The organism is Catelliglobosispora koreensis DSM 44566, from assembly GCF_000379685.1.
Lineage (GTDB): Bacteria > Actinomycetota > Actinomycetes > Mycobacteriales > Micromonosporaceae > Catelliglobosispora > Catelliglobosispora koreensis.
Window position 1 is genome coordinate 154,742 of record NZ_KB903250.1, and the last position, 20,768, is coordinate 175,509.

Sequence of the window (20,768 nt, forward strand, 5' to 3'; positions counted from 1 at the left end):
AAGTCTCTATATGCAGTTCAATGTGATGCTAGAACCTATGAAGATCCAAGACATCACCGATTACCTCAGCGCCATGGACGGGATCCTCGTGCTCAAGCCTCAGCCGGGCGATGGGACCCCCGAGATCGCCTGGGGCGACCTGTTCTTCTATTACGCTCCCGACGGCGTGGTCCCGAAGTCGCAGCCGTTCGCCACCATCGTGACGAAGAACTACCCAGACGACGACACCTCACGACTCGACCGGCCGGATGCCTTCCGTGTCAACATCGCCGCCGGGTCGGCACTGTTCCAAACCTGGACCGCGGATTCGTTGTCCGGCGGCGACTCCGATGACGTCGTCATCGCGCATCCGGTCTACAGCAGCCAAAAGTGGCTCGCTGTGGTCAACCCTGGCCCCAGGACCTCCAAAACGGTTGAAGAGCTTCTCGTCGCCGCTTATCAACTCGCCCGTGAACGGTTCCACCGGCAGTTACGATCACGGCATGGAGGTCGGGGCGTGGGCTGACTTCGCGGTGGCGACCGCTGGCGCCTCTGCCGCCTTGACCGGGCTCGTGTTCGTCGCGGTGTCGATCAATCTCGCCCGCATCCTTGAGTTCCGGGATCTTCCGAAGCGGACAGCACAGACACTCGTCTTGTTTCTGGGGCCGCTGTTCCTGTCGCTGCTCATCCTGATCCCGGGACAGGACACGGGCGTGCTGGGCGTGGAACTAGTGATCCTCGGGCTCGCCGTCGGCGCGCTCCTGCTCGCCCTGAGCCACCAGCGCCCGGCCGAGGAAACAAAGGCTAGCTTCTATTTCTCGCGCCTGTTGCCAAGCGCACTAACCGCCGGCTTCACGGTGACGGCTGGAATCAGCCTGATCGCCGGAGCCGACGGGGGTCTCTTATGGACAGTGCCCGCGATCCTGGCCGCCTTCATCGGCGGCATCGGGAACGCCTGGGTGCTGCTCGTCGAGATTCAGCGCTAACTCAGAAAGGAGCAAGATCCTCGCCCATGAGGGCAAGGACGGTGTTCTTCTGCCCGCCTTTGAGACTCTGCACGACCACGGTGCCAGACCGGCCGTCCGGCATCTCGAGCGTCAGGGTCTTGCCGACCGGGTTCTTGATGTGAGCGGAACCGGCCCCGGGCCGGAAATCCCCCGCCCACGGCGCTATGCCGCCCTTACGGGCCGGCTCGGTGAAAAGCGCTACGGTGCCGGTTGTTCTGGTGCCGTCTGCGGACAGCAACACTGCGGGACTTCGATAAGTAGCCATATGCCACCCACCATACTCGTCAAGTGCCCTGCGTAGGGATCCTGCCGTGACGCGGGCGGCCTGTCGCAGTTCATGCCACCCGGCCAGGCACGTCCCGAAACCATGCAGCCGCGGCATGGGTCGCGTCGCTGAAACGTTTATGTGCCAATGGTTCTGGGCCGGGCCGGGCGATTTCCAGGCTCACGGCTCCATGCGCCGCGGCCCACAACACCCAAGTGATGTGCGCGGGATCGCCGTGCAGTTCACCAGCGGCGACACATTCGCCCACCGCCGAGCCGAGCACCGAAAGGGCTGAATCGGCTTCAGCCCTGGCCTCCTCGGACGGCTGAAACCCGGGAATAGGGCGCTGGAACATCACCGAATAGTAGGAACGGTTGGCCAAAGCGCTTTCGCGGTAAGCATGCGCGATCGCTTCCAACCGATCCAAAGGCGCAGCTGGACGGACCGCGGCCGCACTCAAAGCGGCCGTCAGCCGGCGGAAACCTTCAATCCATAAACCATCTGCGATGCCTGATTTCCCGCCGAACATCGTGTAGAGCACCGTGGTTGAACAACCAAACGCTGCGGCTATCCGCCGCATTGTCAGCGCTTCCGGCCCTTCGCTCTCCAGCAGCACACTCGCGGCATCGAGGACGGCCTGTCGCAAAGCATCTCTGCCGGACGCCTGGGCGATCGCGTAACGGCTTCCAGCAACAGGTCTTCTCGGCGACATGGATCGATGATAACGTGGTTTTAGGATAAAAACATTGTTTCTATTTTGGGGTACGCCATGAATGCCAGCAAAGCGTTGTACCTGTACGGCGGCATAGCCGCAGTCGTGGGATCTGTGGCCGGAATGATCGGTAACCTCATCCACCCGGTCACACCCATGAATGATCCAGAAGGTGTCGCACACGTCATCGCGCACAGCGACAGCTGGTTCGGCATCCACTTCGGGATCGTGATCGGGATCAGCCTCATGCTCGGCGGGCTCGTCGCGCTCAGCAGGTCCATTTCAGACGGTCCAGCGGGAGCACTGAGCCACCTTGGGCTCTTCGCCGCCACCGTCGGGGTCACCGTCGGCCTGATCCTGGTCACCCTCGACGGGGTCGCGGCACGACAACTCGCGGAGCAATGGGCTGTCGCCCCCGCAGACCAAAAGCCAGTCGCACTGCAGGTGATGCTCGCCAACGAGACCGTAAACTTCGCCCTCGTCAGCCTGTTAACTTCACCTTCGCTGGGCTCACCTACATCCTATTTGGACTCGCTGTCGCGCTTAGCGACGTCTATCCAAAGTGGATGGGCTGGATCGCCGTGGCCGCAGGCACCGGATCAATCGTTGCCGCGATGATTCAGGGCGCCACGGGAGTGCCCACCGCAGCGTCACGAATACTCACCATCATTGGGCCCACCGTCATTACCTTGTGGACGGCGGCTATCGGCATTCTGCTCATACGCCGCAGCCGGCCGTCGCCAGGCTCGGCACTCAACCTCGCTCAAACCGATGCTAGATGATGCCCTTGAGGAGCTGGCGTGCCATGACGATCCGCTGCACCTGGTTCGTTCCCTCATAGATCTGGGTAATTTTGGCGTCCCGCATCATGCGCTCGAGCGGGAAGTCCTTTGTGTACCCATAACCGCCGAGCAACTGCACCGCGTCGGTGGTCACTTCCATGGCGACGTCTGAGGCGAAACACTTCGCGGCGGCACCGAAGTAGGTCAGGTCAGCGGCGCCGCGCTCGGAACGGGCCGCGGCGGAGTAGGTGAGTTCCCGGGCGGCGGTCAGCTTCATGCCCATGTCGGCGAGCATGAACTGCACACCCTGGAAATCCGCGATCGGCTTGCCGAATTGCTTGCGCTCCTTGACATATGCCAGTGCGGCATCGAGTGCGCCCTGTGCGATGCCGAGGGCTTGCGCCGCGATGGTCACTCGCGTGTGATCAAGCGTCTTCATAGCGGTGGCGAATCCGGTGCCGGGCTCGCCGATGATGCGGTCGGCCGGGATACGCGCGTTGTCGAGGTAGACCTCACGCGTGGGTGAGCCCTTGATGCCGAGTTTGCGTTCCGGGGCGCCGAAGCTCACGCCAGCGTCGGCTTTGTCGACCACGAAGGCGGAGATGCCACGCGCGCCAACGCCGGGTTCGGTCACGGCGAAGACGGTGTAGTACTGGCTGACGCCAGCGTTGGTGATCCACCGCTTAACGCCATTGAGCACCCAGTGGTCCCCGTCACGGACCGCCTTGGTGGTCATCGCGGCGGCGTCGCTGCCCGCCTCTGGCTCAGACAAGCAATAGGAGAACATCGCCTCGCCCGAGGCGACCGGGGCGAGAAAGCGCTTCTTCAAGTCCTCGGAACCCGAAAGGATGATCGGCAAGGTGCCGAGCTTGTTCACCGCGGGTATGAGAGACGACGAAGCGCACGCCCGCGCCACCTCTTCGATCACGATGGCGGTGGCCAGAGCGTCGGCCCCAGCACCACCGTATTCAGTGGGGATGTGCGGAGCGTGAAAGTCGGAAGCGCGCAAGGCGTCATAGCTGGCCTGCGGAAATTCGCCGGTTTCGTCAGCCTCAGCGGCGTTCGGCGTTACCTTGGCCTCACACACTTCACGAACCGCTTCACGGATCGCGAGGTGCTCCTCCGGGAGGGCATAGACATCGAACATTTCAGCTCCCACTCACCCAGTTCCTACCGACGAGTAGCTTAACGCCCCTTCAGTAAAGTTACATACCCCGCCTTGAGCCGGCCTTTCTAACCCGTCCAAGGGGCGCGTAAGCTCGGCATTTGCGATTCGCACCCCCGCGACACAGAGCTGACGAATGGAGACTCAGCGTGACGGTCCCGTACGTTGCCCAGCCAGCCCCGGTTACCCCGCCGTCTGGCGCGAACCGTCCCCAGCTGACCTTCCTGGGCACCGGTTACCTGGGCGCGACCTACGCCATCTGCTACGCCGAGCTTGGCTACGACGTCCTCGGCTTCGACCCAGACGCCGACAAGATCGAGAAGCTGAGCCGCGGGGAAGTTCCCTTCCACGAGCCCGGTCTAGACGAGCTGCTGCGCAAGAACCTCGCGGCTGGCCGCTTGCGGTTCTCCACCTCCTATCAGGAGACGGCTGACTTCGGTGACGTGCACTTCGTCTGCGTCGGCAGCCCACAGCGCGCCAACGGCATGGGTGCGGACCTGAGCTACCTCGAGACGTGTGTGACCAATCTCGCCCCGCTGCTGAGCCGCAAAGCGCTCATCGTCGGGAAGTCGACCGTCCCGGTTGGCACCGCCGAGTGGGTCGAGCAACTGGTCGCCAAGCACACCCGCCAGGAATTGGGCATCGAGGTCGCGTGGAGCCCGGAGTTCCTTCAGGAAGGCTTCGCCGTCGACGACGTCATGCGCCCGAACCGCATCGTCGTGGCCACCAAGACCGACTGGGCCAACTCGCTGCTGCACGCCGCGCACAAGGGTGTTTTCGATCTGGCCGCCGTTGAGGACCGCGAGGTCCCGGTGGTCGCGACCGACTTCGCCACCGCCGAGCTGGTCAAGCACGCTGCCAACGCCTTCCTCGCGACGAAGATCTCCTTCATGAACGCGATGGCCGAGGTCTGTGAGGCCTCGGGTGGCGACGTGACCGCGCTTTCCCGTGCGCTCGGGCACGACCCGCGCATCGGCAACCGCTTCCTGCAGTCCGGTGTCGGCTTCGGTGGCGGCTGCCTGCCCAAGGACATTCGCGCGTTCCAAGCGCGGGCCCAGGAGCTGGGTGCCGGTGAGGCCCTGCGCTTCCTGCACGAGGTGGATCTCATCAACCTCCGCCGCCGCCAGCGCGTGCTGAACCTCGCCGCCGATCTGCTGAGCCGCCGCATCGGCCCGGCCGGCCCGGACCTGTCCGGCGCCAAGGTGACGGTGCTCGGGGCGACCTTCAAGCCCAACACCGATGACGTACGCGATGCGCCTTCGCTGGCCGTCGCCGGCATGCTGGCTCGCGCCGGTGCCGACGTTCGCGTTTACGACCCACAGGGCATGGAGAACGCGGCTAAGGCCCTTCCCGGGGTGACTTACGCCAAGACCATGACCGAGGCCGTGACCGGCACCGAGCTGGTTTGCGTGCTGACCGAGTGGGCCGAGTTCCGCAACGCCGACCCGATCGCGCTGGGCGAGGTCGCCTCCGCCAAGAACGTCATTGACGGACGCAACTGCCTGGATGTCAGCGTGTGGAAGTCGGCCGGCTGGACTGTCCGCGCTCTGGGGCGCCCGACCGTCTAAAGAAGACTATTCACGTATCAGCCCGTCCTGGCCGCTAGCTGGGGCGGGCTGATCTGTACAAATGGGACTTGCGCACGGTGGCCACCGACCGGCAGAGTCGATTCATGAGCGGTGGCGTAACGGTGGCGTGCTCCCAATGTGGCACGCAGCGCGATCCATCTGAGCGCTGTCCCAAATGTGGTAACACTCCGGCCGACCTGGCCGCCGAAATCATCCGCGTCAATCGCTCCATCACGGACATGAAACAGGAAGACGTCCGTCTGGCGAGCGAGATGAAGAAGAACAGCCAGAAGCTGCAAGCCGCGTTACACCAGAAGTATTTACTCACCGCCGAAGAGCGGGAACGCCAGAAGAAGGCCGCGGCGCCGCCAAAGCAACGCCCATGGGCCAGAAAACCAACATGGAGTACTCAGGAGAGCCCGCCCGAGACGCCAAGGGTTCCCCCGCAAAACCGTGGCACGCAAACCCGGCCGCGCGTGGCACCGTTGCCCGAGGCCGAACCCGAGGCGTCTCCACGTCTGGTGCAAAACGTTCAGCTCTTCCTGGGCCCGCTGCTCCTCGCGATCACGGCGGTCATCTTCGCGCTGTTCGTCGAGGGCATCTCCATCGGCGCCCGGCTGCTCGTGCTCGGCCTGGTCACCGCGGGGCTGCTCATCGCGGCGCCCCTGGTGCTGCGCCGCGGACTGTCTTCCACGGCTGAGGCTCTCGGCATCGTCGGGCTGGCCCTAGTACCCATAACGGGTTTTGTCTTAACGAAGTTTGATGTTTTCGAGGCTAGCCGCACGGCTGACACCACCATCGCGGGCCTGATTTTCGCGGCGACAGCGGTTATCGCGTTCCTGTTCCACCATGGGACTGCGCTCGCGACCGCACGGTTCGCGATGGTCATCGCGATTCAGCCGGTGCTGCCGCTGCTTTTCTGGGGCCATGTCACGACTAACGGCGGCTGGGCCATGGTCCTGACGCTTGTCGCGGCCCAAAACGCTGCCATCGCACGGGCTTTGGAGCTCTACCGTCCACCCACGACGGACCGCACGCAGCACTGGCTGTGGGAGCTGACGTGGATCCTGCACGGGCTCGCGATCGGCTCGGCCGCTGTTTACGCCCTGGCGGCACTGTTGCGATCGGGCGATGTCGCCTCATCTGCGCGTGCCGCACTCATCGTCTTGCTGGTGGCCGTGGTCGGCTTGTTTGGCGCGCTCATGCTGCGACGGCGGCCCTTGGGCGACTTCGCCGCTGGCGTGCTGACTATCGCCGTCATCGGGTCGGCCGCGCGTGTCGCGTTCCAGGCCATTCCGCATCAGGCACTGCTCATCATCGCGGTCGTCGTGTTCGCCACCGGTCTCGCGGTGCGTTCGCTGCCAACGGTTTCCAGGCGCGGGCCGCAATTGGCCTCCGCGGCGGCGCTCGCGATCCTGACCGCCTTCGTGGTGGCCGAAGCCATCCGGGCGGCGCTGACGCCGATCTCGATAGCGCTGCCGATGTGGCGGGCCGATCTGTCCACTTGGGACGCTCGCCTGGCCGCCCAAGGCTCAGACTGGCAACTGGTCGCGACGGTCGCTCTGCTAGCCGCTGCCGCCGCGCTCGCCTTGCCGCCTGCCTTCCGCCGGGAATGTGCCGTGGCGGGTGCGGTGCTCGCCGGTCTCGTCGCCCCGGTCTCGCTGGGGTTGAGCTGGCAGGTCACGCTAATCGTGCTTACGTTGCTCGCGATCGCCATGCTGGCCTCGGGCCTGGGCGTGGGCGCGGGGCCGTTCAACTGGGCGGCCGGCACCAACAGCAGCGCAACGGCACATCTGATCGCGACCGTGCTGGCCGGCACCGCCGCGCTGGGCGTCGCGCTGGCGACTTCGTGGTCAACCGCTGGAGTGCTTGCCGCGTTTACGGTCGCGGGCATCGCCTTGGCACGACTGCCGCAGCAGGGCCCAGAAGCGACGGTCAGGTTGCGGGACACGGCCGTTGGCGCGGCTGCCTTCGCCGCACCGGGAGCGGTGTGCACGGGACTGATGACCATCGTGCCCGGGATCTCGGCGCCCGCCGCGCTGACCGCCGGATTCCTTGCCGCCAGCACCACTTTGGCCCTCGTCGCGGTCCGTCTCGTGGCACACCGCCGCATCGGCACCCCGCTCGCGGTCGGCACCGGGCTCGGTGCCCTCGTGATTACCGGTGCGGCGTTTGGGGTTCAGGAAGCTGAGGCGCTTGACGCTGGAGTCGGCGCACTGCTTTTGGTCGCCGCGATCCTGCTCGCGCTAGCACCGTCCATTGACGAGGGACGCCGGGCTGACCGCCTGCTCGATGGCGCCGACGTCGCCTCAGCGGCGGTCACCACGGCTCTCATCGCCTCGCTTGCCCGCGGAGCCGAGCTAGCCGCACCGCACCTGTGGCTCGTGCTCGCCGCGGTCGCGGTGCTGGGTGTCGCCGCGGCGATTCACACCCTCCCGCTTGAATGGCGCCGCGGCCCCGGCGTCGGTGCCGGGGTCGCCGGCGCGGCAGTGGGCATCATCGCTGGCTATCCGGCCCTAGGCGCGGGCATCCAAGCCATCACCAACCCTGGCGCCCCACCGGCGGGCACGCTGTTTGGCTGGCAGGCTCCGGCAGCGCTCGTCCTGCTGGCGATCGCGGCGATGCTCGCGCTGCCCCGCCCACGCAACTATGACGCCGCGGCGGCCGCGATTGTGCTTGCCACGATGGGCACTCCGGCCGCCTTGGGCTGGCCGTCCTGGAGTTCCATCGTCCTCGGGCTCGCCGTCTCAGCGATCTATGCCGTCCTGTCCACCATCGCGGTCGACGCCCGTGCTGGGTATGCCCGGCTAACCGTCGCCATCGTCGTCGGCCTCCACGCTCTCGTCGCCAGCCTGACGCTCTGGCCCGCCGTGGCCGGGGCGCTCGCGATGATCGCCGTCATCAGCATCGCCGTCGCCGTGATCTCGGCGACCGTCGTGCGCACGACGCTGGCCGAAGGCGGGCTGCCCCCAGCGCATCTCGACGTGACGGGTGGCACCGGGGTGCTCGGTGCGCTGCTGGCCGGCCCGGCCGCCGTCGCCGTCTACACCTGGAACAACGGCACGGAGCCCGACACCGTCTACACCATCACGATCGTCGCCATTGGCGCTGGAATAGCCGTCGTTTCCCTTTGGCGCCAGCAACTCGCGGGCTACCTCAGCTGGGCGACTGTCGGCGTCGCCATCAGCGGAACGCTTGTCGCCGTCGCGGCGCTCCTATATGGACGGCCCGCAGGAGTGTACGCCGCGGCGACCGCACTGTTGGTGGTGACGGCCGAACTCGTACGCGGTGGGGTGCGGCACCTCGCCAGCGAAAGACGTGCGCGCGACCGCTTCCCGATCGCGCCCAGGCGCTGGCGCACGATCGACGGTGTGGAGCGCAGCCGGTGGCAATCGCACCCCGGTTCACTGACCGCGGCTTGCGCGGCAGCCGCAGGCCTGATCGCGATTGGTTCGCTTGGCCCAGCGCTGAACGCGGCCCTCGTCACGCCACACGACACCCTGAATGCCGTGTGGCAGGGCCCGCCAACGGCTCTGCCTTACGTGGGCGACCCCAGTGAAGTGATCACGGCACTGCTTCTGACCATCGCCGCCGCCCTGGCCGCGATCGGTTTCGGCGGCGGAACGACTCGCGCCGTTTCCGTTGTCGTGCCAGGCATCGCCCTGACGATTCTGATCACCCCGGTCAGCCTCGGCTTCGGCTGGCCCGCATCGGTTATGGCCGGGCTTACCGTCTTCACGGTTTGCATGCTCAGCATCGCGCTGACGCTGCCGCCGAGTCAGGACGATGCCGACGGCGGCGTGCGAGCGGCACGGGTCGTGGTGTTCCTCATTGGACTCATCGGTGGCGGCGCCGGTCTCGCCGGTGCTTTGGCCACACCTGAACTGACCATCTTCACGTTCGCCGGAGCGGTCGGGGTCGGGCTGACCGCCGCGATGCTCGGCCGGGTGGAGCGGTCGCGCATCATGGGCTGGCTCTTTGGCGCGGTGTCAGCCGAGCTGCTCGTGCTGAGTGTCAGCCTGCATGTGGGGGCCGCACCCGAGTGGGCGGCCTTCGCTGTGCTGATCGTCGGCACCGCCCTGATCGCGGCAGCCGCGCTGCTCCCCCGCTTCACCCGCCCGGAATCGGTGCGTGAGGCCAGCGCGATGGAGTGGGCCGGTTACCTATCCGGCGTTATCGCGCTGACGCTGGCGGTCCGCTCACCGGGGCATGTCGCCGCCCTTCTGGCGGGCTTCGCCGCCGTGCTCGGCATGTCGGCCACCCGCCCCGGACGGTCCGCTCAGCAGCGGCGAATGTTGTTCTGGGCCGCGGGCGGCAGCATGATCGCCGCGTGGTGGCTGCTGCTGCGGCAGGCCGCGATCGACCTGAACTACATCGAGCTATACACCGTGCCGTTTGCCTTGCTAGCACTGGGCGTTGGGCTCATCGAGCTCAAACAGCGGCCCCAACTGGGCAGCTGGGCGGCATATGGGCCGGCTCTCATCTCCGGCTTCGGACCGACCATCGTGGTGTCGCTCGCGACCGAACCGCCGCCGGAGCGGGTGATCGGGCTGCTCATCGCGGGCGTGCTCGTGCTGATCTGGGGCTCGAAGCGGCAGCAGCGCGCTCCGGTGACCATCGGCGCCATCGTCACCACGATCACGGCCTTCCATGCGCTCACCCTGGTGGGCACCACATGGCTCGCGGTCGGCATCGCCGGTGTCGTCCTCGTCATCCTGGGCGCCAGCTCAGAACGCCGGCGCCGCGCGATGGACCGCTACAACAAGTTCCGCTGAAGCCCGGCGTCCTTTTCGGCGACCATTTCGGCCAAGGATGCTTGGTAGGCAACGAGTTTAGTTTGCAACCCGGCGTCGGCGGCGCCAAGGATGCGGGCAGCGAGCAGGCCCGCGTTCTTGCCACCGGCGATGGACACTGTCGCCACGGGGATTCCGGCTGGCATCTGCACGATGGACATCAGCGAATCCATGCCGTCTAGATACTTCAATGGCACTGGTACGCCGATGACCGGCAACGGCGTCACCGAGGCGACCATGCCGGGAAGGTGTGCGGCGCCACCGGCTCCGGCGATGATGACTTTCAGGCCACGGGAAGCGGCCGATGTTCCGTAGTCGATCATCCCTTGCGGAGTGCGGTGTGCGGAAACCACGTGCGCCTCGAAGCTGATGCCGAACTCCTCCAGCACTTCTGCCGCGGGTTTCATGGTGGGCCAGTCGGAATCGGAACCCATGATGATGCCAACGTCGGTCATGATGACTCTCCAAATTGGAGCCAGTGCGCCGCTCGCGCGGCCCGTGCCCGGCAGTCCGCCATATCGGTGCCCAATGCTGTCACATGACCGATCTTGCGGCCGGGGCGGGTCTGTTTGCCATAGAGGTGCACTTTGACCGCGGGCTCGTTGGCCATCAAGTGATGCAGGCGTTCGTCCATGCTCATGCCGCCTTCGGGTCCGCCGAGGACGTTGGCCATCACGACAGCCGGGGCCGTCAGGCGCGTGTCGCCGAGTGGATAGTCCAGGACGGCCCGCAGATGTTGCTCGAATTGCGAAGTGCGCGAACCCTCGATGCTCCAGTGACCGGAGTTGTGTGGCCGCATCGCCAATTCGTTGACGATCAGGCCACTGCCGGTGTCGAACAGCTCAACGGCAAGCAGGCCAACGACATTCAGCTCTTTGGCGAGCCGGATCGCTAGCTGCTGTGCCTCCACGGCTGTCGCGGGGTCAAGATTTGGCGCCGGGGCGAGCACTTCGACACAGATCCCGTCGCGCTGCACCGTTTCCACCACGGGATAGGCGGCCACCTGCCCATAGGGCGACCGGGCCACCTGCACGGCCAGTTCGCGCCGCAGCGGCACCAGCTCTTCGGCGATCAACGCCACGTCGGGCAGTGCATTGCTTAAGTCACTCACCACGAAGACGCCCTTGCCGTCATAGCCGCCGCGCGTGGTCTTGACGATCGCGGGCAGGCCGAAGTCGGCCAGACCGGCCGGGCCGCTGAGCCGGGCCCAGCGGGGCACCGGGGCGCCAAGCTCGCTGAGGCGCTCGCGCATGGCGGCCTTGTCCTGGGCGTAAAGCAGGGCATCGGCGCCCGGGAAGATCTTCACGCCTTCGGCGGCGAGGGCGCGGATGTGTTCGCCCGGAACGTGTTCATGGTCAAACGTGACCACGTCACAGGATTTCGCGAACGCCCGCAAGGCGGCCAGATCCAAGTGACTGCCGATCTCGATGTCGGGAGTCACCACCGCGGCGGAATCGCCGGGGTCAGTCACGAGCACACGCAAGGTCTGGCCGAGAGCAATCGCGGCCTGATGCGTCATCCGGGCAAGCTGCCCGCCGCCGATCATGCCTACGACAGGCATGCCAGAACGGGTGCGCTTCTGTTCCTCAGTCATCGCGCCCCATCCTAACGAGGACGGTTAGCGGCGCCGTGAGGGCTGGCGTTTGCCCGACTTCTTGCCCTGCGCGGCAGGCTTTCCAGCCGGGGAACCAAGGGCGATAAGGACAGGAGTGCGTTCATCACCCTGGCCGAACGGATTACCTTCACATAGCCGTCTGATGAGCTGGGCTGCCGGAGCTTTGGCTCCAGCCCAGCCGAGCTGACGGACGCCTTCGGCATCAGCGCTCACGATCGCGCAGCCCTGCAGGGAGGCGAAGATCTCCTCGGGCAGCGCCCGCCGTAAGGCGGACAGCAGTTCCGAGGCCACGCCGTTGGCGTGCTTCGGTGCGCTGACGACCGCGAGGTGCGCCGGCGGGCACGCGTGTTCCCGGGGCGGGCTCACCGACCGCGCCTTGGCGCCGCTGAACTTTTCGTACCAGGACAGGCTGCCGATCGCCGCGCACAAGGCACCAGAGGCGACCCGGATCGTTCCGCCCTCTTCGATCGCGGCCTGCATGCTCCACGGATCGGTGTGCCGGATCTTTTGTCCCGCAAGGCGAACCAGTCCCCGCGCGAGCCGTCCCGGCTCGATCTCCCAGATCGCCCGGGCCCGGCCTTGCGTTACGGCAACGGGTTTGGCCGCGACGAGCAGATACCATGGTTGCCGCAGCGCTTGCCGGGCCTGTTTGTCCGCACTGGTGGCGAACTCCGTGACATACCAAGCGAGCTTCTCGGCCAGCCGGTCACCGGCCGCGAACGACTCGGTGACCAGCATGCGCCGTTGCCACGACCGTCCACTGGCCGACACCTCAACGGGTTTGGCCGCGCTGGCTGGTCGCGCGGTGGGCACCGTCGCCTGCTTCGGTGCGATGACGGTCGCCAGCCAGCGTTCCAAAACGTAACGCCGCCATAACCTGTCGATGCTGGCACTGGAAGCTTTGTCTAGATTGGACAGTGTGGCCAGCGCGTGGTGATCTGGCCGCGCGTCTCGTGGATACAGCAGCACACCCGCGATCTCGGACCGCAATCGTTGCAGCACTTCCGAAACCGGAGACTCGATGTGGGAGCCGTGTGAAGTCGCGGCGCGCACCGAGGCGGGTGGGAGGGTCCGTTCGGCGAGCATCTGGATCTCGTGACGGACCGCCGGATCGCCCCTTTCCACGTCACAGTAAGGAAAACGCACCATCACGCCATAGCGCGAGCCGATGCGGTCGGACAGGCGGGACAGGTGGCCATGCGGCGCATTCCATCCGGCGGCGGACAGCAGGACGTCAGCCTCGCCCGCGGTGGCTTTGGCTATCGCCCACAGGAGATAGCCCCAGAGCCCCGGTATCGGCTCGCCCAGGTCGGCCAGATAACCGTCGACGTCGAATTCGTCGGCGTACAAAGGGATCGCGCGGTGCCGGACCGAACTGTCCGCCAACGGGCCTAGCACGGCCTGGGGGAAGCTGCCCGCGGTCAGTCCTGGAAACGTCGCTGAGTAGACGGGGACGGCTCTCGGCGTACCAGCTGAGGAAATGGTGGCGCCGAGGAGAGCGGCCGTGGGAATGGCGATGTCCGGATGGCCCGCTCCTGCCATGAGCACCCCCGTGCGTTCGGTGCCGGATTTACCGCGCAGCAACGCCATTCTCGCGGGCACCTGGCGTTGCGAGACGGGCGGATGGGCGCGGATGGCCCAGCCCTCGGAGCGGCCACCGGCGTCGGTGTGCGCGGTGACCTCGACGACCTGGCCCGGCAGCACGCGCCTGATGCCCTGGAAGAATGTGGCCGGAACCTCATCGCAGCTACCTGTGGCCAGGAAACGCGTGACCGTCGTTTCATCCACGGCCGCCTGAACCCCGGCAGCGAGCAACGCCGATGGCTCACTGGCGACGATGACCGCTCCCCGGCTGCGCGTGTAGTAAAGCGGCGGACCGTCGAGATGACGGCAGAGCACGAGACCGCCGATATCGGCGAGGATCAGCGCGTACGGGTCTTCGCCGTGCAGGAGCGCCGCAGGCCCGTGCCGCAGATACCGTCCTACGAGGCTCGACACCTCCGCGATGCCATCGACGATGATCGCCGTCTCTTCGATCTCATGGATTCTCGGCAGCGCCGAGCGCATGAGAAGCCGTGCGGCGCCGTATTCAGCGATGGTTTCCTCGGCACCGCGCGGCGCGAGCGCGGCGGATAGCCCCTGGAGAGTCTGGGTAGTGGTGCGGTCGGATCCGAAACTGAGCAACGCGGCAAGGCCAGCCATGAACAATGAGCCTAGCCACCATTGTCCGAATAGCCGGTTAAGTCAGACCGGCGGGCGGAGCATTGTCGTCAGTTCGACACTTGAAGTGACCGGCCTGTCGCACACGAATCCGCGGCAGACGTAGGCCGCATGCTGTTGAGTGCGCCCCGCGAGCAGTGGCACACCCGCTTCGTCAGGCTGTCCATTCACGATCACGGCACCGCCTGGAGCGTTCATGAGCGCTGTTTCGTAAAGGGATTCATCATTCGTGACAGCGACTTCCACCGGCCCGCTGAGCAGGGCTTCAGCCGCGGCAGCGGCGTAGCCCGCGAAGCGGGGGAACTTCGCGAGCAGAGCGCCCGTGCTTTCCAGTGCCCGCTGGGCGACTTGGTGGTACTCAGGTTCACTCGTAAGGGCTGTGTACGTCAGGAGAGCGCTGACCAAACTGGACAGCCCGCTCGGTGTCGCGTTGTCTGTCGGGTCAGCCGGACGGGTGACGAGCCGTTCCGCGTCGGCCGCGGTGTCGAAGAAGCCGCCCTCGCCGTCGCCAAACTGTGCGATCGCGGTATCCAGCAACGCCTTGGCTCTGGTCAGCCAGACACCGTCGTTGGTCACCTGGTGCAGCGCACAGAACGCTTCCGCCACACAGCCGTAGTCTTCTAGTACGCCATCGGGTTCGCCGGCTTTGCCGTCACGGGAGACCCGCTTGATCCGGCCATCGCTGAGGTGGACGTTGGCCAGCAACTCCCCCGCCTCGACAGCCGCTCGCCGGAGATCGCCGCGTTTGGACAGACGCGCCAGTTCCACCAGCGCTGTGATGGCGAGCCCGTTCCAGCTGGCGACTATCTTGTCGTCACGCTGCGGTTGCGGCCGTCGCGCACGCTTGTTGAGCAACGTCGCTTTCGTTTGCCGCCACTGGGTTTTGACCTCGTCAGACGCCTCGTCCACGTCACGCATGAGTCGCAGGACGGACAGCCCATGCTCGAAGTTTCCTTGCTCCGTAACGCCAAAGAGATCCGCCGCCCAGTCGTCGCCGGTGACTTCCCTTAGCTGCTCGCGGTTCCAGGCATAGGTGAGCCCTTCGACACCATCGGTGTCAGCGTCCAGAGCGCTCGCGAAACCGCCTTCGGCGGTTCTGAGATCCTGCAGCAGGAATTCAGCTGTCTCGAGCGCGACCCGTTGCGCCATCGAGTCTTTCGTCAGACGGTAGATCTCGGTGTAGGCCCGCATCAGCAGAGCGTTGTCGTAGAGCATCTTCTCGAAGTGCGGCACCGTCCACGTCGCATCGACGGTGTAGCGGTGGAAACCGCCCGCCAGCTGGTCGTAGAGACCACCACGGGCCATCGCCTCGGCGGTGTGCCGCACAGCTTCTAACCATTGGGGGGCATGGCTTCGCTGGTACCCCCGGAGCATGAAGAGCATGAGCATGTGCGGCGGAAACTTAGGCGCGCCACCGAAACCACCATGGACCTGGTCATAGCTTTTCAAAACCTGTTGCCCCGCATGGTCGAGCAGAGCGGCGGTGATCTCCGTTTCGCCCTTCAGCGGCGTGCCCGCGATGGCCTCAACGACGTGTTTGCCCTGCTCCTCGATCGCCTCACGCTGCGTGCGCCAGGCCTCATCCACAGACCCGAGGAGGGTACGGAAATGTTCCTTCGGAAAATACGTCCCGCAATAGAACGGCTCACCGTCGGGCGTCGCGAACACGGTCATCGGCCAGCCACCCTGACCGGTCATCGCTTGCGTGGCCTGCATGTAGATCGCATCCACATCGGGCCGCTCTTCACGGTCCACCTTGATGGCGACGAAGTGCTCGTTGATAAGCGCGCCAATGGATTCGTCTTCAAACGACTCGTGCGCCATCACATGACACCAGTGACAGGCGCTGTAGCCGACGCTGATCAGGACCGGCACATCTCTGCGCCGCGCTTCGGCGAAGGCCGCCTCCGTCCACTCCCACCAGTCAACCGGATTGTCCTTGTGCTGGAGCAGATAGGGCGAGGTCGCGCTACCGAGTCGGTTCACCAGATCACTCTCCCACACCGCCCGTCACGAAGGTTAGGCGAGTTTGTAGACGGCGGTTGACAAACTTCGGGACTTCGTTACTTTGTAGATGGGAGTCTACGAACCTGCGACCCGGGGGCCACATGGTTAAGGAAATGCTCGGCGTGGCCGACATCGCGGTGTTGTTCAACGTCGAGCCGAAGACGGTGAGCATGTGGCGGCTGCGGTACGCGGATTTCCCTGAGCCCGATGTCACCGTGGGCGGCTTGGCGGGCTGGGATCCGGGGCGCCGCGAAGAGCTGCGGGCCTGGGAGAGCCGCCGTCCCGGGCGGGGCCGCCGCGCACTGCTGGCTGATCACGTTCAGGAGACGGTGCGACGCACGTTCATCTTCCAGTTTCTGCGCCCCGACGACCTCATCTCGGCGCCGATCGACTTCCCTGGCATTGAATACGAGGACGGGCGACTCGCGGACGGCATGCAGGCCAAGGCCGCCGAACATTTGATCGGCGCCTTGCGCGACCAGGGCTGCGAAATCGTCTTTCAAGAACCGGCCACCGACGCGATACAGGTTATGCAGCGCGTGCTCTGGGACCGTTGGACCGCTGCCGAGGTCGGGGAGGACGAGTTCACCGGCCACCTCTTCGATGACCGGGGGCGAATCTCCCACGGTTGCACAGCCTTCGATGCCGCCCACTACACCCTGCAGCGGATCGCCGCACTCGGCGGTGAGATCCGCTCCATGCTCGGATCAGCACGTCAAGGCCCAGGCCGGTCCTAGCCCGACATAGCCCTTCACCACTAGCTAGCGCTGGCGCCTATGCCCCAGTGCGGCATCACCCTGGAGAAAAGAGGTCTCGTGGAGACATCACAACACCCCATCGCACCGGCCACCGGCCGTCTAGGCGTGCTCTTCGTGGGGCTCGGCGCCGTGGCGTCGACCGTCATCGCCGGCGTCGAGCTGATCAAGCGCGGCCTGGCCGAACCCGTCGGATCGCTCGCCCAGATGGGCACCATCCGCCTCGGTAAACGGACCGAGGACCGGGCGCCACTCATTCCTGACTTCGTGCCGCTGGCCGATCTCGACCAGCTGGTCTTCGGCGCCTGGGACCCGATCTCTGACACGGCATACGAGGCCGCGATCAGGTGCGGCGTGCTCGACCGGTACACCCATATCGAACCGATCGCGGCCGCGCTGAAAGAGATCGAGCCCATGCCGGCGGTCTTCGATCAGCAATACGTACGGCGGCTCTCGGGCACCAACGTTAAGCCGGGCGCAGGCAAGCGGGAGCTAGCCGAGGCACTCCGCGACGACATCCGCAACTTCAAGGCGGCAAACGACTGCGATCGGATGGTGGTCATCTTGTGTGCCTCCACCGAAGTCTTTATCGAGCCCGGCCCGGCCCACCAGAGCCTGGAGGCGTTCGAAGCCGCATTGGATGCCAACGACGAAGCCGTCCCGCCATCGATGCTCTACGCCTACGCCGCGCTCAAGGAAGGCGTGGCCTTCATCAACGGGGCGCCGAGCCTCACCACCGACGTGCCGGCCATGACCGAACTCGCCCACACCGCAGGAGTTCCCCTGAGCGGCAAGGACTTCAAGACAGGGCAGACCCTCGTGAAGACCGTGCTGGCGCCGATGTTGAAGGCCCGGATGCTGGGGTTGGCGGGCTGGTACTCGACCAACATCCTCGGCAACCGCGATGGCGAGGTGCTTGACGACCCCGACAGCTTCCGCACCAAGGAGAAGGCCAAACTCGGCGTGCTCGAACACATCCTGCAGCCAAGCCTTTACCCCGAACTCTATGGCGACTTCCACCACAAGGTGCGCATCAATTACTACCCACCTCGCGGTGACAACAAGGAGGGCTGGGACAACATCGACATCTTCGGATGGCTTGGCTATCCGATGCAGATTAAGGTCAATTTCCTTTGCCGCGATTCGATTTTGGCCGCACCGTTGGTACTCGACCTGGTGTTGTTCACCGACCTAGCCCAGCGAGCTGGTCTTACGGGCACACAGGAATGGCTGTCGCTCTACTTCAAGAGCCCACAACACGCCCCGGACTCCTATCCCGAACACGACTTGTTCATCCAGCAGACCAAACTCAAGAACACACTCCGCTGGCTGATGGGCGAGGAGCAGATCACCCACCTGGAGATGGAAAACGAGGACTGAACCGAAGAGGGTGCCCGTCAGCGAACCTCGGCAAGCTTTGCGCGCAGGTCATTGGCGTCTGGGTGGTTGATGTCGTCGAGGATCTCGAGCGCTGCGTGCCACGCCTTGACGGCAGACTCGTCGTCCTGGGCGGCAGCGTGCGTGTCGCCCAGCTGGGAAAAGGATTAGCGGCGCGGGTCTTTACGACCCGCGCCGTCTTTGTCTGTCCAATATGGACTTAGTGACGTTTCGGCCACGGCCTCGCCGGATCGTTCCTGCCCGGTTCAGCCGTTCGGCCTCCCGCGCGAACCTTAAAGGGTGGTTCCGACCGGTACGGATGCTGCGCCCGCTGCAATATTGCCGACAATGGATCCACCGGCCAGCGCGGTCTGGCAAAACAGCTCCATCGGCCCGTATCGCTTGCCAGCGAAGCGGAAAGACTGGCGTCGCTCCACAATGGACAGACGTTCACACAGCCGTCGAAAGAGCCTGAGTCTCACGTCTTCCATGATCCATACATAAGAATCTTGGCAGGTCACGGCAGGGGGCGGCTATTGTGGCCCGGGTTCGTATCGAGTCAAGCCAGGTGCTGGACAGCCCCGGATACCCTCGCCGACAACGGCGCAAATACCCCCACTAAATAACAGACTTTCTGATCCCGTTCACCCTGCGATCGGTATAGGAGGAATCCGGCGTGCGGCTACGCAAGCTGATCGGCGAGATTGGTGCCAAGTTCGACCGGCTGCTGCCGATGTCGAGCCCGGCACATGTTTTGCTGGGCCGGGCCGAAGTCGAGTTCCGGCAGTGGATTCCGTCTGGCTACCAGGCTGAAGGCTATGGGGGCAACAGCGAGCCAGCGATCGCCATCTTCAACCCAGCCGAGACCACGACTGCCCAGCGTGGCATGTATGTGGCCTACCTGTTCTCGGCCGACAAAAGCACCGTGACGCTCACCCTCAACCAGGGCGTCGGTGAGATGGCTGAGCACCTCGGGCGGTCTCGGGCACGGACAGTGCTCGCGCTGCAAGCCGCCACGATCCGGGCGGCTATGAGCCCCGCGGAAATCGCTGGCCTGGACCTCAGCTTCGACCTGCGCACCTCAGCGGCGATAGCGGTCGACTACGAGCAGGCCAACATCGTGTCGCGCACGTACAGCCTCGACCGGCTGCCCGTCGAGTCGGAGTTGGTCGCCGACCTGCAGCGTTTCCTGCTGCTCTACGCCCTGGCGCTCCAGGCCCGCGAGACAGCCCGCCGTCAGGGCCGCCACGACCTCATCACGCCTCTGCAAAGCCCGGCGGCGAAAAAGCCCACCGAGCCCACGCTCAAGTCGGCCACCGAGCCGCGGGAGAAGTCGACGCCGCCGGCCGCTGAGCCCAGGCCAGCCGCTGTCGCTCCCGAGCCGAAGCCTGCGACCGTCGAGCCGGAGGCCAAGCTCAAGCCGCACGCTGAGCCGAAGGCCGCGATCAAGGCTCCCACGGCCGAGGTCAAACCCACCCCGCCGACCGCCGAGCCCAAGCCAGCCGCCGTCAAGCCCGAGCCCGAGGCACCCGCGGCCAAGCCTGGGACCAAGGTCAAGCTCAAGAAGGCCGCCATCGAGCCTGTACTCGCGAGCAAGCCCGTGACCACGGCCGAACTCGAGTCGGACACGGCGGCGGCGCTCAAAGTGAGCGGCAAACACAAGGCGCTGGCCGGCACCCTGACCCGTCGTGGGATCTTGGCCGCTCTCGTCGCCACGCCCTTCGTCTATGCCACTCCCAGGGCAGAAGGTGCCCACACCGAGGACCTCGTGCCGAAGGTGCTGGAACTCCCAGCGCAGACCACCCCGGTGTTCACGATCGACGTGAGCCAGCATGACTGGAAGCGGCACGGCGGAAACCTGGACTGGGCGAAGATCTGCCAGGCCGGAATCGCTGGCATGTGCGCCCGCGCGACCTATGGCGATCCGTCGGGCTACCGCTGGCCAACCCACTACTTCGGGGACTTCTCCCGCGCGGCGAGGAAGGCTGGCATGGGCCTGCGCGGTGGCTATCACAACCTCGTGAAGGGCGACCAGGCTTCGATCAACCGGCAGGTTGACTGGCTGCGCCGCGAACTGGACCGGCACAGCGCGAACTGGGCGATGCTCGACGTCGAACGTTACGCCGAGCTGATCAAGGCCGACATGGTGCCAACCTGGGACGATGTGCGCCGCTTCGACGACCGCTGGGCTGAAGTCGACTCCCGGGTGCTCGTGGCCTACATCCCGCCGTGGAACTGGACGCAGCATCTTGGACAGCCCGACCTGCGCGAATTCCGGGGGCCGCTGATCGCGTCGAACTACCCGCGTCAGGCCCACGAGGACTTCAGGCAGCTGTACCAAAAGATCGGCGGCAACGACGGCCGAGGCTGGGCCACCTATGGCAACCGCGTCCCCGAGGGCTGGCAGTACAGCGCAAGGGCGAAGGTGCCAGGCGTGGCGGATATCTGCGATGTCAACGCGTGGCGGCTCACCTTCGAGAAGTTCAAGGTGCTCCTGACAGGCACGCAGCGATCCAGCTAGCC

15 protein-coding genes are annotated in these 20,768 nt (G+C 65.5%); 8 read left to right on the forward strand and 7 right to left on the reverse strand.

Annotated elements, in window-relative coordinates:
* Positions 1 to 37: 37 nt before the first annotated feature.
* On the forward strand, positions 38 to 505 hold the full coding sequence (locus tag A3E1_RS39410; protein ID WP_020520196.1) for a DUF6194 family protein: 468 nt from the start codon (positions 38 to 40) through the stop codon (positions 503 to 505).
* A complete protein-coding gene (locus A3E1_RS0107815; RefSeq protein ID WP_020520197.1) occupies positions 483 to 965 on the forward strand; it encodes a hypothetical protein in 483 nt (160 codons plus the stop codon). The genes A3E1_RS39410 and A3E1_RS0107815 overlap by 23 nt, the downstream gene beginning before the upstream one ends.
* 1 nt (position 966) lies before the next feature.
* On the opposite strand, the gene A3E1_RS0107820 is transcribed toward A3E1_RS0107815, so the two are convergent.
* The gene (locus A3E1_RS0107820) at positions 967 to 1,251 is read right to left on the reverse strand and encodes a hypothetical protein (RefSeq protein ID WP_245571113.1); all 285 of its coding nucleotides are present in this window, start codon (positions 1,249 to 1,251) and stop codon (positions 967 to 969) included.
* A 70-nt stretch (positions 1,252 to 1,321) separates the two neighbouring features.
* A complete protein-coding gene (locus tag A3E1_RS39415) occupies positions 1,322 to 2,107 on the reverse strand; it encodes a TetR/AcrR family transcriptional regulator (protein WP_211215889.1) in 786 nt (261 codons plus the stop codon).
* A gap of 12 nt (positions 2,108 to 2,119) precedes the next feature.
* On the opposite strand from A3E1_RS39415, the gene A3E1_RS0107830 reads away from it, so the two are divergent.
* Positions 2,120 to 2,581 (forward strand): hypothetical protein, encoded by a 462-nt coding sequence (locus A3E1_RS0107830; RefSeq protein ID WP_157631392.1) that lies wholly within the window; start codon positions 2,120 to 2,122, stop codon positions 2,579 to 2,581.
* A gap of 156 nt (positions 2,582 to 2,737) precedes the next feature.
* Here A3E1_RS0107830 and A3E1_RS0107835 read toward each other — a convergent pair whose 3' ends face one another.
* Positions 2,738 to 3,904, reverse strand: coding sequence for an acyl-CoA dehydrogenase family protein (locus A3E1_RS0107835; protein WP_026208211.1), 1,167 nt, complete (start codon positions 3,902 to 3,904; stop codon positions 2,738 to 2,740).
* 155 nt (positions 3,905 to 4,059) lie between these two features.
* On the opposite strand from A3E1_RS0107835, the gene A3E1_RS0107840 reads away from it, so the two are divergent.
* Positions 4,060 to 5,478 (forward strand): UDP-glucose dehydrogenase family protein, encoded by a 1,419-nt coding sequence (locus tag A3E1_RS0107840; RefSeq protein ID WP_020520202.1) that lies wholly within the window; start codon positions 4,060 to 4,062, stop codon positions 5,476 to 5,478.
* Between the two features lie 104 nt (positions 5,479 to 5,582).
* Complete coding sequence (locus A3E1_RS0107845) at positions 5,583 to 10,253, forward strand: SCO7613 C-terminal domain-containing membrane protein (RefSeq protein ID WP_020520203.1); 4,671 nt, start codon at positions 5,583 to 5,585, stop codon at positions 10,251 to 10,253.
* Here A3E1_RS0107845 and purE read toward each other — a convergent pair.
* From purE to A3E1_RS0107865, 4 genes are read right to left on the reverse strand one after another with little or no spacing between them, the layout of a single operon-like run.
* Positions 10,235 to 10,726: a 5-(carboxyamino)imidazole ribonucleotide mutase gene (purE, locus tag A3E1_RS0107850; protein ID WP_020520204.1), complete on the reverse strand. Its 492-nt coding sequence runs from the start codon at positions 10,724 to 10,726 to the stop codon at positions 10,235 to 10,237. The genes A3E1_RS0107845 and purE overlap by 19 nt on opposite strands.
* Complete coding sequence (locus A3E1_RS0107855) at positions 10,723 to 11,865, reverse strand: 5-(carboxyamino)imidazole ribonucleotide synthase (RefSeq protein ID WP_020520205.1); 1,143 nt, start codon at positions 11,863 to 11,865, stop codon at positions 10,723 to 10,725. The genes purE and A3E1_RS0107855 overlap by 4 nt, the downstream gene beginning before the upstream one ends.
* Positions 11,866 to 11,889: 24 nt before the next feature.
* Positions 11,890 to 14,088, reverse strand: coding sequence for a class II glutamine amidotransferase domain-containing protein (locus tag A3E1_RS0107860; protein WP_020520206.1), 2,199 nt, complete (start codon positions 14,086 to 14,088; stop codon positions 11,890 to 11,892).
* A gap of 42 nt (positions 14,089 to 14,130) precedes the next feature.
* Entirely contained in the window at positions 14,131 to 16,092 is a 1,962-nt protein-coding gene (locus tag A3E1_RS0107865; protein WP_026208212.1) for a thioredoxin domain-containing protein, read from the reverse strand.
* A 122-nt stretch (positions 16,093 to 16,214) separates the two neighbouring features.
* Here A3E1_RS0107865 and A3E1_RS44550 point away from each other — a divergent pair, with 122 nt between their 5' ends.
* From A3E1_RS44550 to A3E1_RS0107880, 3 genes are all read left to right on the forward strand, one after another.
* The gene (locus A3E1_RS44550) at positions 16,215 to 16,850 is read left to right on the forward strand and encodes a hypothetical protein (RefSeq protein ID WP_051104886.1); all 636 of its coding nucleotides are present in this window, start codon (positions 16,215 to 16,217) and stop codon (positions 16,848 to 16,850) included.
* Between the two features lie 78 nt (positions 16,851 to 16,928).
* On the forward strand, positions 16,929 to 18,248 hold the full coding sequence (locus tag A3E1_RS0107875; protein ID WP_020520209.1) for an inositol-3-phosphate synthase: 1,320 nt from the start codon (positions 16,929 to 16,931) through the stop codon (positions 18,246 to 18,248).
* Positions 18,249 to 18,921: 673 nt separating this feature from the next.
* Entirely contained in the window at positions 18,922 to 20,766 is a 1,845-nt protein-coding gene (locus A3E1_RS0107880) for an MrcB family domain-containing protein (protein WP_020520210.1), read from the forward strand.
* The last annotated feature ends 2 nt before the right edge of the window (positions 20,767 to 20,768 follow it).